Genomic DNA, 15,125 nt, shown 5'->3' on the forward strand with positions numbered 1-15,125 from the left:
TTGCCTGCGATGACGCCGGTGGCCATACCCAAAAAAATCACTGGCAAACCAACCCACGTCTATGCGCCACTAGCACCATTCCTTAATAGTGCGTAAAGGTCGGCGCCCATCGCCGACCCGTCTGGAGATTCCCGTTATGAGCGAGAGTGTGTTTGCCGATCGCATCGTGCAGAACTTGCTCGACACCGACTTCTACAAGCTGACCATGATGCAGGCGGTGCTGCACAACTATCCCAATGTGGAAGTTGAATGGGAGTTTCGTTGCCGCAACAGTGAAGACCTGCGCCCGTACCTGGCGGAAATTCGCTACCAGATCGAGCGCCTGGCCGAACTGAGCCTGAGCCCTGATCAACTGGGTTTCCTGGAACGCATCAGCTTTATGAAGCCGGATTTTCTGCGCTTCCTCGGCCTGTTTCGCTTCAACCTGCGCTACGTACAGACCGGCATCGAAAACGGCGAGTTGTTTATTCGCCTGCGCGGGCCGTGGCTGCATGTGATTCTGTTTGAAGTACCAATGCTCGCGATCGTCAGCGAGGTGCGCAACCGCTACCGCTACCAGACGGTGATCCTCGAACAGGCCCGCGAGCAGCTATACCGCAAGTTTGACTGGCTGACCGCCAACGCCAGCAGCGATGAACTGGCAGAGTTGCAGGTGGCTGACTTCGGCACTCGCCGGCGCTTTTCCTATCGAGTCCAGGAAGAAGTGGTCAACGTACTCAAGCACGATTTCCCCGGGCGTTTTGTCGGCACCAGTAACGTGCACCTGGCCCGCGAGTTGAACATGAAGCCCTTGGGCACCATGGCCCACGAATGGATCATGGCCCACCAGCAACTGGGCCCACGGCTGATCGACAGCCAGGCGGCCGCCCTCGACTGCTGGGTGCGCGAATACCGTGGCCTGCTGGGCATCGCCCTGACCGATTGCATCACCACCGATGCCTTCCTCGGCGATTTCGACCTGTACTTCGCCAAGCTGTTTGACGGCCTGCGCCACGACTCTGGTGACCCGGTACTGTGGGCGGAAAAAGCCATTGCCCATTACCACAAACTGGGGATCGAGCCGATGAGCAAGACCCTGGTGTTCTCCGACAGCCTGACACTGCCCAAGGCCCTGGAGATTTTCCGGGCGCTGCGCGGTCGGATCAATGTCAGCTTCGGCATCGGCACCAACCTGACCTGCGATATTCCAGGTGTGGAACCGATGAGCATCGTGCTTAAAATGACCGCCTGCAATGGCCAGCCCGTCGCGAAGATTTCCGATGAAGCGGGCAAGACCCACTGCACGGACCCGAACTTCGTCGCCTATTTGCGCCACGTTTTCAAAGTACCTGCCCTACCCAGCAAGGAGTGAATCATGCAAGCCGTACAGCGCGAGATTGCTGAACAGCTCAAGGTCCAACCGCCCTTCAAAGACCAGGCCGCCCTGGAGGCGGAGGTTGCCCGGCGGATTACCTTTATCCAGGAATGCCTGCTCAACTCGGGGCTCAAGACGTTGGTGCTGGGCATCAGCGGCGGCGTCGACTCCCTGACCGCCGGCCTGTTGGCCCAGCGGGCGATGCAAGAGTTGCGCGCACGCAAAGGTGACCAGGCCTACCGTTTTATCGCGGTGCGCCTGCCCTACGAAACCCAGTTTGACGAACACGATGCCCAGGCCTCGGTGGACTTTATCGCCCCTGACGAGCGCCACACGGTGAACATCGGCCCGGCGGTCAAATCCCTGGCCAGTGAAGTGGCGGCGTTCGAAGGCAAACACGCCGTCTCTCGAGACTTCGTGCTGGGCAACACCAAGGCGCGGATGCGCATGGTGGCGCAGTACACCATTGCCGGCGCTGCCAGTGGGCTGGTGATCGGTACCGACCATGCAGCGGAAGCGGTCATGGGCTTTTTCACCAAGTTCGGTGATGGCGCCTGCGACCTGGCACCGTTGAGCGGCTTGGTGAAAAATCAGGTGCGGGACATTGCACGGCACTTTGGTGCGCCGGAATCGCTGGTAGAAAAAATCCCGACTGCCGACCTGGAAGACCTCTCTCCAGGCAAGCCGGATGAAGCGTCCCACGGCGTGACCTACACCGAGATCGATGCGTTCCTGCACGGTGAGCCGGTGCGCGATGAAGCGTTCCGGATTATTTGCGAGACCTATCGCAAGACGCATCACAAACGGGTGATGCCGTTTTCCCCGTAGATCGCTATCGCAGGCAAGCCAGCTCCCACATTTGGAATGCATTCCCTTGTGGGAGCTGGCTTGCCTGCGATGAACGATGACTGGGAGTTACTGACCGACCACAAAAAAGCGCCTGAAAAGGCGCTTTTTTTATGACCGCAATCCTGATTATTTCAGGACAACAGCGCCTTTCATCATCGAGTTGTGGCCTGGGAACGAGCAGAAGAACTCGTATTCAGTACCCGCAGCCAGCTTCGACACATCAAAGGTCACCGAGTCTTTTTCACCTGAACCAATGATTTTGGTGTGGGCAATGATGCGAGTGTCGCCGTCTTTCAGGTAGTTCTTGTCGATACCGGCGACCATACCGTCGCCAGCGATACCGGCCATATCGGCTTTGGTGCTCAGCACCCAGTTATGGCCCATGACATTCTTTGGCAGGCTGCCCGAGTGCCCCAGGTTCACTGTGAAGGTCTTGCAGCTCTTGTCGATGGCGATTTCCGTTACTGGCTTCTTGTCGACCTGGAACGACATCTGGTCGGTGGAGTCGACGTCGATCGAGCATTTTTCGGCAGCCATCAATTGGCTGCTGGCCAATGTCAGCAGGGATACCGCAACAAGTTTGGCAAACATGGTGAATCTCCAAGGCAGGGTTAAACAAAATCCGAATAACGGGAAGGTTGCCTGATGCAGGCCGAACTTCTCATGATCTGCATCAATAAATTGTATACAACTTTAGGCTATCAGACTGATCGAGACAATCAAACAGCCTAGCGTTGATTGCCCGCCTATGATCGGCTCGTCATCCCTTACGGAGTCCGAGCCATGAATTTAAATAGCCTGTTGCGCAGCCTGCTGTCTGCTTACGCCTGTGGCGCCAGCGGTACCTACGAAAAGCCTCAACGCGAGGTTTAATTCTTTAAGAGACGCCGGCCAACCTTTACTCTTTAGCCATTACTGAGCATGGAGTCAGGTATGTCCTTGAAATCTGTATGTGTGTTTTGCGGTGCCAGCAGTGGCACTAACCCGGCCTATCGCGAAGCGGCTATTGCCCTCGGGCAGGCTTTGGCTGCGCGCAAGCTGACCCTGGTGTATGGCGGTGGCGCGGTCGGCCTGATGGGTATCGTGGCCGACGCAGCCCTGGCGGCAGGCGGCGAGGTGGTCGGAATCATTCCCGAAAGCCTGCAAAACCTTGAGATCGGCCACAAGGGCCTGACCCGTCTGGAAGTGGTGGACGGCATGCACGCCCGCAAGGCGCGGATGGCGGAGCTGAGCGACGCGTTTATCGCACTCCCCGGCGGCCTGGGCACCCTGGAAGAGTTGTTCGAAGTCTGGACCTGGGGCCAGCTCGGTTACCACGGCAAACCGTTGGGACTGCTGGAAGTGAACGGTTTCTACAGCAAACTTACCGCGTTTCTTGATCATATCGTCGGTGAAGGCTTCGTCCGTGCGCCGCATCGTGCCATGCTGCAAGTCAACGAATCGCCCGTGCAGTTGCTCGACGCGCTCGATGCCTGGCAACCGCTGGCGCTGCCCAAATGGGTGGACAAGAAACCCGATTAACCCTTGGGACGCGATTAAAGGCAGAATACGCGCCGCTCAACCTCACCTTCGACCCCAGAGGATCGCCCATGGCAAAACCTAATTACTCCTTCGCCAAACGTCAGAGAGACTTGGCCAAGGAACAGAAGAAAGAGGAAAAGCTGCAACGCAAGAAAGCGGCAGCCGATGAAGAAGCCGGTGCACTGAACCCGGATGCAGAAGGTGAAGTTGCGACTGACGAGACCGAAGCACCGAAAGATCAGGCGCCTGACGCCTGAGGCATAACACCTGTTGGAACCGGCTTAATGTGGGAGCCGGGCTTGCCCGCGATGCAGGCGACTCGGTGTCTCAGTGATACCGAGGTGATGCCATCGCAGGCAAGCCCGCTCCCACACAAGCCTGCTCCCACGGGAGTCGTGCTCACACCGTTATTCCAGCGGCATCACCGTCACCCGCACCTCCGGGTCATGGCTCCCTCCCCCCAGAATTACCCCCCGCAACGGCGAGACATCGGAAAAATCCCGGCCCCAGGCCAGGGTGATGTGCTCCAGTGCCGGCTGCACATTGTTGGTCGGGTCAAAATCCACCCACCCCAACACCGGACAAAACACCGAAACCCACGCATGGGACGCATCCGCACCGATCAGCCGTGGCTGGCCGGGCGGTGGCTGAGTCAGCAGGTAGCCGCTGATATAACGCGCTGCCAGGCCTCGGGAACGCAAGCAGGCGAGCATCAGGTGGGCAAAGTCCTGGCACACGCCGCGCCGGCGTTCCAGCACTTCCACCAGCGGCGTAGCCACTTGAGTGGCTTCGGCATCGAAGGTGAATTCGCTGAAAATCTTCTCCATCAGCGCCTGAGTCCCCAGCAATAGCGGGCGGCCCAGCGGAAAGCAGCTTTCGGAAAACTCGACGAAACTTTTCTTCAAATGCACGTAGGGCGATTCGAAGCGGTACCGACATGCCTCGATCACTTCAGCGGACATGGGCTGACTGCTATAGGTCAAGCCCTCGCGAGCCTGATCCCAGGGCAGTGACTGGCTGAAATCCAGCAGCGGTCGTGCCATGACCTCAACCGTCAGCCCGGCGTTGACCAGCAACTCATCGTGCGGCCGTTCAAACGCCAAGCGGGTGATCGGGTTGCCGAACACATCCAGCTCATCCCGGCGCGACGTCGGCTCGGGGCTGATATCCAGCTGCTGCGAGGTGCAGCGCTGCCAGGCACACGGCCGTGGCCATAAATGAGCAAGCTGCTGAGCCAGGGACACCGGGCTGTCGTAGTGGTAATGGGTATCGTGGAAAATCTGGTAGCGGGCACTCATCACACAGACACCGTTTGCTGGCTGACATCATCCACATGGGCAAAATGGCGCAAGGCCAGGCGATCGGAGACTTGCCCGCTTTCATCGGCGACCGCTTGCAGCAGGTCCGCCAGGCCATCGAGGGCTGCACGCACACTGGTTTCGCCGAACAACGGGTTCTCCAGGCAACCCAGGTCAAACCGTGCCAGGCGCTCCACCAACGGCGCCAACCCGGTCTCCCGAGGCACGCCGAAGTCATCATTCAGGCGACGCAGGGTGCGGCTCACCAGCTTCAGTTGGAACAACACCGCATGAGGGTTCTGTTCATCCAGCAGCAACAGGTCCAGCACCGGGATCAGTTGCGGCACCGCCAGGTAGCGCGAGCGGTAGGTGATACTGCTGTTGCCCAATTCCAGCAACCACTCCAGCCCCGCCTGATCGAACACCGCTACGCCGCGCAAAAACGCCGCCAGGCTGCTGCTGAGAAATTGCAGACGCTCGATACGCCGGCCCATCATCAAAAAGCGCCAGCCTTCGTCACGGGTCATGTCATCGAGAGCAAAACCGGACAACGCCGCCAGCGACATCACCAGACGGTTGAGGAAATCCAGTAACTCGCCAAAGTCCGGCGCTTCACTTTCCAGCTCCATGGCTTCGCGCTGCAACTCCACCAACGCCTGCCAGTTCTCCCGGGACAACTTGCCGCGCACCTGGGACGCCGCCCACTGCAAGCGCTGCAGATTGGCCCGCAGGCTCGACGGCCAGTCATCACCGAGCAACGCCGCTTGCAGCCGCTCAGGCAACGTGCCCTCCTCCGGCAACAGGCGCAGGCTTTCGCCAAGCTCTACTGCCGCCTGCAGCGCCAGCGGGTCGTCTCCGTCGACATAACGGGCCAGGACGACACGCAGCCAGCGCGCGCTGTCGTCGCAACGCTCGCAATAGCGGCCGAACCAGAACAGGTTTTCCACCACCCGCGACGGCAGATACGGATCACGCCGCACCAGGTCATGGGCGCCAATCGAACGTTGTGCACGCCATTGTTCTCCGCCGGGCGCCCGCTCCCCCAGCACCCAGGTGTCCTTGCTCGCGCCGCCGCGCTGCATCGACACCACTTCGGCATCGGCTTCGGCGGCCACGCGGGTCAGGCCACCGGGCAATACCCGATAACCCTCATCGCTGGCCACTGCGTAAACCCGCATGCCAATGGCTCGGTGCTGTAAATGGTCATCAACGGTGTGCCAGACCGGCGCCTGGGACAATTGCGCCAGCTCCTGGGCGACGTAAGCGTAAGGCCGTGCCTGCATACGCTCGGCCAGGGCCTGGCGTTGTTCGTGGTTCAAGTCGCGGCCGAAGACCGGGGCGAAACTCTGCGACGGGAATGCGGGTTTGATCAACAGCTCCGGCAGTTTTTCCAGGGCTTCGGCCAGCACCGGCGCTTCGCCGCACCACCAGGTGGCGATGGATGGCAGAATCAGTTCTTCGCCAAACAGGTATTGATTGATCTTCGGCAGAAAACCCAACAAGCCGGGAGACTCCAGCACACCGCTGCCCAAGGCATTGGCCACCAGCACGTTACCCTGACGCACGGCGTCGAGCAGGCCGGGCACGCCAAGGGCCGAGTCGGTGCGCAGCTCCAGTGGGTCGCAGAAGTCATCGTCCAGCCGGCGCATGATGGCGTTCACCCGGCGCAGGCCGCTGAGGGTTTTCAGGTACACAGTGGCGTCGCGCACGGTGAGGTCGCCACCTTCCACCAACGGGTAGCCGAGCTGGCGGGCCAGGTACAGGTGTTCAAAATAGCTTTCGTTGAAACGGCCTGGGGTCAGCAGCACGATCAGCGGTGGCTGGTCGTCGCCGGGTGCCTGGCGGGCCAGGGTTTCCTGCAAGGTGCGGAAGAAGCCGGTGAGGTGCTGGACCTGCAAGTCGCGGTAAAGATCCGGGAAAGCACGGGACACGATGGTGCGGTTTTCCAGGGCATAACCGGCCCCGGACGGTGCCTGGGTGCGGTCGGCGGTGACCCACCAGCGACCATCCGGTGTGCGCGCCAAGTCCACCGCGTACAGGTGCAAATAAGCCCCGTCCGGCGGCTGGATGCCCTGGCAGGGCCACAGGAAATTGTTATGGCCAAACACCAGCTCTGCCGGCAGCAAACCTTCGGCGATCAACCGTTGCGGGCCGTAGAGATCCGCCAACACCGCATTGAGCAGCCGCGCCCGCTGGGCGATGCCGGACGACAAGTGCTTCCACTCATCCGCCGCCAACACGTGGGGCAACAGGTCCAGCTCCCATGGCCGATCGGCACCCTTGGGGTCGGCATAGACGTTGTAGGTCACGCCATTTTCCTGGATCTGCCGGGTCAGCAAGGCCTGGCGCTGGGCCAATTGCGCCGGTGTGCTGCGTTGCAAGTGGTCGAGCAAGCGCTGCCAATGGGCACGGACCGCGCCGCTGTCGTCCAGCAGTTCGTGATAGGTGCCCGCAGTCAGCGGGTAACGGTCGAGCAAGTCGGACATGGAACGCTCGGCAGAGGCAAGGGAAGTCAGTATGGGGGCGCCGGGCTTATGTGGGAGCCGGGCTTGCCCGCGATGCAGGCACTTCGGTGTATCTGTTACACCGAGGTGATTCTATCGCAGGCAAGCCAGCTCCCACACAAGCCAGCTACCACATTAGAAATTTGTTGCGTTGGGGATTATGTACATTCAATCCTCTATTTTTGTTGGGAACCGCCGCAAATCCAACGTCATCGGCAACTCATCATTGATCACCACCGTCGGCACCGGCAATTTCCCGGGACTGTGCCCCAGACGGAAAAACCGCGCCATGCGCCGGCTCTCCGCTTCGTTGGCATTCACCGGCAGGCTGTCGTAATTACGCCCCCCCGGATGGGCGACATGGTACTGGCAGCCGCCCAATGAGCGTTGCATCCAGGTATCCAACAAATCGAACACCAACGGCGCATGCACCGGGATTGTCGGCTGTAGACAGTTGGCCGGTTGCCAGGCGCGGTAACGCACGCCGGCGACAAACTCACCGACTCGCCCGGTGGGGTGCAGCGGCACCGGGATACCGTTACAGGTCAGCAGGTAGCGTTGCGGCGGCAAACCACTCAACTTGACCTGCAATCGCTCCAGGGACGAATCGACATAGCGTACCGTGCCGCCCACCGCGCCCTCTTCCCCCAATACATGCCAGGGCTCCAGGGCTTGGCGCAGTTCCAGCTCGATGCCGCTGACGGCATAGTCACCGACCTTGGGAAAACGGAACTCCAGGTGCGCCGCAAACCATTCGGCCCGCAGCGGATAACCGGCGGCGTTCAACTCGACGATGACGTCGGCGAAATCCTGTTCGATAAAGTGTGGCAGCAGGAAACGGTCGTGCAGCTCAGTGCCCCAGCGCGCCAGCTTCGGCGGCGCATAGGGTTCACGCCAGAATCGTGCGACCAGCGCCCGCAGCAGCAGCTGTTGAGTCAGGCTCATCCGCGCGTGGGGTGGCATTTCAAAGGCGCGCAATTCCAGCAGCCCCAGGCGACCGGTAGCGCCGTCCGGTGAGTAAAGCTTGTCGATGCAGAATTCAGCGCGATGGGTGTTGCCGGTAACGTCGATCAGCAGGTTGCGCAACAGGCGGTCCACCAACCATGGCGGGCACTCTTCACCGGGCGCTGGCATCTGCGCGAAGGCGATTTCCAGTTCATACAGCGCATCGTTACGGGCTTCATCGACCCGAGGCGCCTGAGACGTCGGGCCGATGAACAATCCGGAAAACAGGTAGGACAATGACGGGTGGTTATGCCAGTAGCTGATCAGGCTGCGCAGCAGGTCGGGACGACGCAGGAACGGTGAGTCCTTTGGCGTGGCACCGCCGAGGACGAAGTGGTTACCGCCACCGGTACCGGTGTGGCGGCCGTCGATCATGAACTTCTCGGTGGTCAGGCGGGTTTGCCGGGCTTCTTCATAGAGGAACTCAGTGCGCTCGACCAACTCGTCCCAGGTGGCGGACGGCTGCACGTTAACCTCGATCACACCCGGGTCCGGGGTTACCCGGAAGTTGCTCAGGCGTGGATCGCTTGGCGGTTCGTAGCCTTCCAGCAGCACAGGGCAATGCAGTTCTTCGGCAGTGGCTTCAATGGCCGCCACCAACTCCAGGTAATCCTCGACCCGCTCCAGCGGCGGCATGAACAGATACAACCGCCCTTCCCGCGCTTCGGCGCACAAGGCGGTGCGCGTCAGCCAGTCGGCGGACTCGTCAATCTTCGGCTCACGGTCTGCGCTCAGAGCCGGTTCGCCATGGCTTTGCAGCTGCGAGGCGCTGGGCAGTTCGGGCAAATCCTGATTGGGGTCAGTGGGATGCACGAACGGATATTCCGCCGCCGTCACCCAAGGCTGCGAGGCCAATGGCAGGCGATAACCCAATGGAGAATCCCCCGGCACCAACCGGCAATGGTTCTCCCGCAAATACCAGCGCCCGCTCTGCCAGCGGTCATTGGCCGCCGTGCGCGCCAATGGCAGCACCTGGCCAATGACTTTATCCAGCCCTTGGCTGAATACCTTGCGCAGGCGCTCACGCTCCAGATCGTCGCCCAACCGTGGATCTTCGGCAGTAACGTTTTGTGGTAGCGCGCCTTCGCGCCACAAGTAGTAGAAGTTGTCCTCGTAGGCCGGGAAGACAAAGCGCGCCGGCAGTTTCAGGCGCTCGGCGACGCTGGCGAGAAAACGCCCAGCCATCACACCATCAACGCCGTAGTCCTGCTGCTCATCGGCAATCAATGCACTGTTATGCCAGATCGGCACGCCATCCCGACGCCAATAGCAGTTGAGGGACCAGCGCGGCAGTTGCTCGCCGGGGTACCACTTGCCCTGGCCGAAATGCACCAGGCCCTTGGGCGCGTAGTGCTTGCGCATGCGCTGGAAAAGCTCGGCGGACAGCCGACGCTTGTCCGGGCCCAGGGCAGCCGTATTCCATTCGGCACCGTCAGGATCGTCGATAGAGACGAAGGTCGGCTCGCCGCCCATGGTCAGGCGTACATCGTCCTTGATCAGGTCGCCGTCAATCTGGCGGCCCAGGGCCTGGATCGCCAGCCATTGCTCTTCGGTGTAGGGCTTGGTCACCCGTGGGGCTTCCCAGATCCGCTCTACCGACATTTCGTGGGTAAATTCACACTCGCAAGGTTCCACCAGACCACTGATAGGTGCCGCTGAAGACGGATCGGGACTACAAGCCAGCGGGATATGCCCTTCGCCCGCGAACAGGCCGGAGGTGGCATCAAGGCCGATCCAGCCGGCGCCAGGCAAATACACTTCGCACCAGGCGTGCAGGTCGGTGAAGTCCACTTCAGTGCCCGACGGGCCATCGAGGGCTTTGACGTCGGCGGTCAGCTGAATCAGGTAGCCGGACACAAACCGCGCAGCAAGTCCCAGGTTGCGCAGCAATTGCACCAGCAGCCAAGCCGAGTCGCGGCAGGAGCCGGAAGCGTTTTCCAGGGTGAACTCCGGGGTTTGTACACCGGGCTCCATGCGGATCAGGTAGCCAATGTCGGCTGCCAAGCGTTGGTTGAGCCCTACCAGGAAGTCCACGGCCGGCAACGGTGTGCGGTCGATACCGGCCAGGTAGGCGGCGAATTTCGGCGTCAGCGGCAAGGTTTCCAGGTACGGCGCCAACTCACGCTGTTCATCGGCGGCGTAGCTGAACGGGATTTTCTCGGCATAGGGCTCAAGGAAAAAGTCGAAGGGATTGAACACCGCCATCTCGGCGACCAGATCAACTTCAATGCGCAACTCATCGGTCTTTTCCGGAAACACCAACCGCGCCAGGTAATTGCCCTGAGGGTCTTGTTGCCAGTTGATGAAGTGTTGCTCGGGCAAAACCTTCAACGCATACGACAAAATCCGCGTACGGCTATGGGCTGCCGGACGTAGGCGCACAATCTGCGGGCCGAGCTCGACCGAGCGGTCGTAGCGGTAGTGCGTAACATGGTGCAACGCGACATGAATCGACACGGCGGCCTCCTGCGAGCCAGAGCATGAAACAAAGCGCGCAAGACTTATGCCAGTGCGGGAGCTGTTGCGCTTTATCAATGGACCCGGTGCAGTACAGCACCAAAACGGCGCGATGACTGCCGTCGTGGTGCGAGGGTTGCACATATTTGTGGCGGGAGTGCGGGGGTGGGTGGTGAATCTACCCAGATGACAAGCCGTGCCGTGGTACCTATCGGTTTTTATGCGAGGCTTTTAATGCCTGGCGAAGACGGCGGATTTCCACGAGTTTAATACGCATCTCTCGCTGAACGGCACTGTTGAGTATCAATAGGCCAAACAGCGGAAAAACCAGCGCGAGACCATAAAGAACAGCGTGTGGGTTGTACTGAATCATTGGAAGCACAAACACAAGGCAAGCGAAGTAAATGCCCACCATTACCCACATCCACGACGGTCGCCCACGCAAAATCATGAAATTGCTATGGACCGTCAGCAGGATCAGAAACGCTCCGGTGAGCATGATCGAAAAACCCAATCCGCCAGCGAGAGGCGCATCACGAAAATAGGTCGCTAAGGAAAGCGCTGTAGTGAAACCCAAAGAAAAATAGGCCGCAAATACACCACCGATAAAAGTAAGGAAGTAATGCCTGAAAAAATCACGAAGTGTCATCAACTCGCTCATTCGCCCACCTCCTCATACAGCCCCAATGCGATGGTTTTTACGTTGCCCGTATAAGCACTCCCAACAAAGCCTGCCGTTGCGCCTAAGGCGTCTTTAATTTGGGTCTTGGTACTGTGTTTAAGTTGAGTCGGGGTAAAACGCTTGGGCAACTCGCCCGACAATTGCTTGAGCTTGAGCATCTTCGATGTCAGCCGGGGATCATTGATGGTCAGCAGTTCTTTTGTGAGCTTCGCTCTTTCTTGTCGATTCAAGCCACGAAGCACTTCGCGCAAGGTCTTGCCTGTGGCCGCCTTAGCGACATTGACGAGTTTAATCGTCGTGAGGGCGGATGCGCCTACTCCAGCTAACGATACTGCGTCCAAAACAGTTGAGGTGTTCTGATACCACGCCTCGCTGTCGAGCCAATCATTTCCTTCTGGCCTGGCGACCTCGAGTACCGTTCGAGTAATGCCATTGAAACACTGGAGTGCGCTTGCACCGGCAGCCGCGTATCCGACCACAACGATGACGGAGCTCGCGCCGGCGCTGAAGGGAACCAAAATGGTTCCGCTGGCAATAGCAGCCCAACTGATGACAGCACCTACACACGAAATAGTGGTATTCATCGCCTCGCCAATCAGGCGGGACTCGCGAGGATTACTGACAACGTGTTCAGCAAATTGCGTAGGGGCAATGTACTTCTGCGCCTCCCGTAAAATAACGCGCTTGGGCGTAATGCTACAGAGTGGCTTGAATTCACGCAGGGTCACTATGTTGAAGTCAGCATCGATATAAACCACACCGGCCCCCACAATGCCGGGGTCCGCATCAATGGCGGCAAATAAACGCGGCAGGTTGAGCTGACTTTCGATGCGCTGGCGAGCCATGAACTGGGAGCGGTTGGAGTCCATGCCGATGCTGAGCAGAGGGTTGCTCATAGAGGTGTTCTTCCTTGAAAGGGTCGGGTATCCGGACAGGCCTCATCGCAGGCAAGCCAGCTCCCACATTTGACTGTGTTCACAAATCAAAATGTGGGAGCTGGCTTGCCTGCGATGGCGATTGAATGGGCGCCACCTTAACAAACAGGCTACCCACCTGCTAGAAAGCAAAACGCCAGCGCGAAGGCTGGCGTTTTGTGGTTCAGGCACCGATCAACGCGGCACTACCGGCTTGCGGGCTGGCTTTTTGCCTTTGCCCTTGGCCGCGTCGGTGCGTTCCTTGGCGGCCTGCTTGTTGCGGGCCATGGCCGCGGCCTTGGCTTGTTCGCGCTTGTCCCAAGGGTTGCTGCCATCACTGCCACGCGGCGGCAAGCCGGTGTGCTGGGTGAGGATCCTGGTGGTGGTTTCCTTGGCGACCTTATGGCTGCCGGCCGGCGTCGAGTTCTTGCGACGGGCGCTCTGGTAGCTGTCGGTAGCCGGCTGGTGCAACGGAATCAGTTGCTCCTTGCCCGGCCCGATCAGGTCGGCGCGGCCCATGCGGGTCAATGCTTCACGCAACATCGGCCAGCCTTTCGGATCGTGGTAGCGCAGGAACGCCTTGTGCAGACGGCGCTGTTCTTCGCTCTTGACGATGGTCACCGCGTCGCTCTTGTAGGTGACCTTACGCAGCGGGTTCTTGCCCGAGTGGTACATCGCGGTGGCGGTGGCCATCGGCGACGGATAGAACGCCTGCACCTGGTCGGCGCGGAAGCCGTTACCCTTGAGCCACAGGGCCAGGTTCATCATGTCTTCATCGGTGGTGCCCGGGTGGGCGGCGATGAAGTAAGGAATCAGGTACTGCTCCTTGCCTGCTTCCTTGGTGTACTTCTCGAACATGCGCTTGAACTTGTCATAGCTGCCGATGCCCGGCTTCATCATCTGGTTGAGCGGACCTTCCTCGGTGTGTTCCGGGGCGATCTTCAGGTAGCCACCGACGTGGTGGGTCACCAGCTCTTTCACGTATTCCGGCGACTCGACGGCCAGGTCGTAGCGCAGGCCGGAAGCGATCAGGATCTTCTTCACACCCGGCAACGCACGGGCGCTGCGGTACAGCTGGATCAAGGAGGAGTGGTCAGTGTTCAGGTTCGGGCAAATGCCAGGGAACACGCAGGATGGCTTGCGGCACGCGGATTCGATTTCCGGGCTCTTGCAGGCGATGCGGTACATGTTCGCGGTCGGGCCGCCGAGGTCGGAGATCACACCGGTAAAACCCGGGACCTTGTCGCGGATTTCTTCGATTTCGCGAATGATCGACTCTTCGGAACGGTTCTGGATGATCCGGCCTTCGTGCTCGGTGATCGAGCAGAAAGTGCAGCCGCCGAAGCAGCCACGCATGATGTTCACCGAGAAGCGGATCATGTCGTAGGCCGGGATCTTTTCCTTGCCGTACGCCGGGTGCGGGACACGTGCGTATGGCATGCCGAACACGTAGTCCATTTCTTCGGTGGTCATGGGAATGGGCGGCGGGTTGAACCACACGTCCACTTCACCGTGCTTCTGCACTAGGGCGCGGGCGTTGCCTGGGTTGGTTTCCAGGTGCAACACACGGTTGGCGTGGGCATACAGGACCGAGTCGCCACGGACTTTTTCTACCGATGGCAGACGGATCACCGTCTTGTCCCGGGTCATGCGCGGGCTGGCCAGGATCTGTACGACCTTGGCCTCTTCCGGATCTTCAACCGGACCCTTTTCCTGCTCGATGGCGCAGGCCTGGGTGTCCTGGGTATTCACATACGGGTTGATGATCTTGTCGATCTTGCCCGGACGGTCGATACGCGTGGAGTCCACTTCGTACCAGCCTGCCGGCGTGTCGCGGCGAATGAACGCAGTACCGCGCACGTCGGTGATGTCTTCAATCTTGTGGCCCCACGACAGGCGCTGGGCGACCTCGACGATGGCCCGCTCGGCGTTGCCGTACAGCAGGATGTCGGCGCAGGCGTCAATCAGGATCGAGTTACGCACCCGGTCTTGCCAGTAGTCGTAGTGAGCGATACGGCGCAGGGAAGCTTCGATGCCGCCGAGCACGATCGGCACGTGCTTGTAGGCTTCCTTGAGGCGCTGGCTGTAGACCAGGCTCGCGCGATCCGGACGTTTACCCGCCATGCCACCTGGGGTGTAGGCGTCGTCGGAGCGGATTTTCTTGTCGGCGGTGTAGCGGTTGATCATCGAGTCCATGTTGCCGGCCGCGACGCCGAAAAACAGGTTCGGCTCGCCGAGCTTCATGAAGTCGTCTTTGGACTGCCAGTTGGGCTGGGCAATGATCCCGACGCGAAAGCCCTGGGACTCCAGCAGCCGGCCAATGATTGCCATGCCAAACGAGGGGTGGTCGACGTAGGCATCACCGGTGACGATGATGATGTCGCATGAATCCCAGCCAAGCTGATCCATCTCCTCCCTGCTCATCGGCAGGAATGGCGCAGGACCGAAGCATTCGGCCCAGTACTTGGGATAGTCAAATAACGGCTTGGCTGTTTGCATGACGATGACCGGTGTTGAGATGAAAAATCGCGGGCGCGGAAT

General features: G+C 59.9%; 11 protein-coding genes. 4 read left to right on the plus strand and 7 right to left on the minus strand.

Annotated elements, in window-relative coordinates; genetic code table 11:
• The first annotated feature begins 136 nt into the window (after positions 1-136).
• Both pncB and nadE read left to right on the plus strand, forming a co-directional pair.
• Positions 137-1,351, plus strand: a complete 1,215-nt coding sequence (gene pncB, locus GNF76_RS08665) for a nicotinate phosphoribosyltransferase (protein ID WP_155582771.1) — start codon at positions 137-139, stop codon at positions 1,349-1,351.
• A gap of 3 nt (positions 1,352-1,354) precedes the next feature.
• Positions 1,355-2,182, plus strand: a complete 828-nt coding sequence (gene nadE / locus GNF76_RS08670) for an ammonia-dependent NAD(+) synthetase (RefSeq protein ID WP_155582772.1) — start codon at positions 1,355-1,357, stop codon at positions 2,180-2,182.
• A 147-nt stretch (positions 2,183-2,329) separates the two neighbouring features.
• On the opposite strand, the gene azu is transcribed toward nadE, so the two are convergent.
• On the minus strand, positions 2,330-2,794 hold the full coding sequence (azu, locus tag GNF76_RS08675) for an azurin (RefSeq protein WP_155582773.1): 465 nt from the start codon (positions 2,792-2,794) through the stop codon (positions 2,330-2,332).
• A 342-nt stretch (positions 2,795-3,136) separates the two neighbouring features.
• Here azu and GNF76_RS08680 point away from each other — a divergent pair, with 342 nt between their 5' ends.
• Positions 3,137-3,724, plus strand: coding sequence for a cytokinin riboside 5'-monophosphate phosphoribohydrolase (locus GNF76_RS08680; RefSeq protein ID WP_155582774.1), 588 nt, complete (start codon positions 3,137-3,139; stop codon positions 3,722-3,724).
• Positions 3,725-3,792: 68 nt separating this feature from the next.
• Positions 3,793-3,981, plus strand: coding sequence for a hypothetical protein (locus GNF76_RS08685; RefSeq protein WP_155582775.1), 189 nt, complete (start codon positions 3,793-3,795; stop codon positions 3,979-3,981).
• Between the two features lie 150 nt (positions 3,982-4,131).
• Here GNF76_RS08685 and GNF76_RS08690 read toward each other — a convergent pair whose 3' ends face one another.
• The 6 genes from GNF76_RS08690 to GNF76_RS08715 all read right to left on the minus strand — a co-directional run bounded on the left by GNF76_RS08690 (position 4,132) and on the right by GNF76_RS08715 (position 15,083).
• Entirely contained in the window at positions 4,132-5,022 is an 891-nt protein-coding gene (locus GNF76_RS08690) for a transglutaminase family protein (protein WP_155582776.1), read from the minus strand.
• Positions 5,022-7,508 (minus strand): circularly permuted type 2 ATP-grasp protein, encoded by a 2,487-nt coding sequence (locus tag GNF76_RS08695; RefSeq protein WP_155582777.1) that lies wholly within the window; start codon positions 7,506-7,508, stop codon positions 5,022-5,024. Before GNF76_RS08695 ends, GNF76_RS08690 begins: the two co-directional genes overlap by 1 nt.
• Positions 7,509-7,694: 186 nt before the next feature.
• A complete protein-coding gene (locus tag GNF76_RS08700; protein WP_178123239.1) occupies positions 7,695-10,988 on the minus strand; it encodes a transglutaminase family protein in 3,294 nt (1,097 codons plus the stop codon).
• Positions 10,989-11,196: 208 nt separating this feature from the next.
• Positions 11,197-11,649 (minus strand): hypothetical protein, encoded by a 453-nt coding sequence (locus tag GNF76_RS08705; protein WP_155582778.1) that lies wholly within the window; start codon positions 11,647-11,649, stop codon positions 11,197-11,199.
• Positions 11,646-12,566, minus strand: coding sequence for an Ssp4 family T6SS effector (ssp4, locus tag GNF76_RS08710; protein ID WP_155582779.1), 921 nt, complete (start codon positions 12,564-12,566; stop codon positions 11,646-11,648). The genes GNF76_RS08705 and ssp4 overlap by 4 nt, the downstream gene beginning before the upstream one ends.
• A gap of 213 nt (positions 12,567-12,779) precedes the next feature.
• Entirely contained in the window at positions 12,780-15,083 is a 2,304-nt protein-coding gene (locus GNF76_RS08715) for a YgiQ family radical SAM protein (RefSeq protein WP_155582780.1), read from the minus strand.
• Positions 15,084-15,125: the final 42 nt, after the last annotated feature.

It is taken from the genome of Pseudomonas spelaei (assembly GCF_009724245.1).
Classification (GTDB): Bacteria; Pseudomonadota; Gammaproteobacteria; order Pseudomonadales; family Pseudomonadaceae; genus Aquipseudomonas; species Aquipseudomonas spelaei.

Coding starts and splice junctions, on each gene's coding strand:
- GNF76_RS08685 (WP_155582775.1), top strand. CDS start 3,793: ATGGCAAAACCTAATTACTCCTTCGCCAAACGTCAGAGAGACTTGGCC.
- GNF76_RS08690 (WP_155582776.1), bottom strand. CDS start 5,022: ATGAGTGCCCGCTACCAGATTTTCCACGATACCCATTACCACTACGAC.
- GNF76_RS08695 (WP_155582777.1), bottom strand. CDS start 7,508: ATGTCCGACTTGCTCGACCGTTACCCGCTGACTGCGGGCACCTATCAC.
- nadE (WP_155582772.1), top strand. CDS start 1,355: ATGCAAGCCGTACAGCGCGAGATTGCTGAACAGCTCAAGGTCCAACCG.
- GNF76_RS08715 (WP_155582780.1), bottom strand. CDS start 15,083: ATGCAAACAGCCAAGCCGTTATTTGACTATCCCAAGTACTGGGCCGAA.
- pncB (WP_155582771.1), top strand. CDS start 137: ATGAGCGAGAGTGTGTTTGCCGATCGCATCGTGCAGAACTTGCTCGAC.
- ssp4 (WP_155582779.1), bottom strand. CDS start 12,566: ATGAGCAACCCTCTGCTCAGCATCGGCATGGACTCCAACCGCTCCCAG.
- azu (WP_155582773.1), bottom strand. CDS start 2,794: ATGTTTGCCAAACTTGTTGCGGTATCCCTGCTGACATTGGCCAGCAGC.
- GNF76_RS08705 (WP_155582778.1), bottom strand. CDS start 11,649: ATGAGCGAGTTGATGACACTTCGTGATTTTTTCAGGCATTACTTCCTT.
- GNF76_RS08680 (WP_155582774.1), top strand. CDS start 3,137: ATGTCCTTGAAATCTGTATGTGTGTTTTGCGGTGCCAGCAGTGGCACT.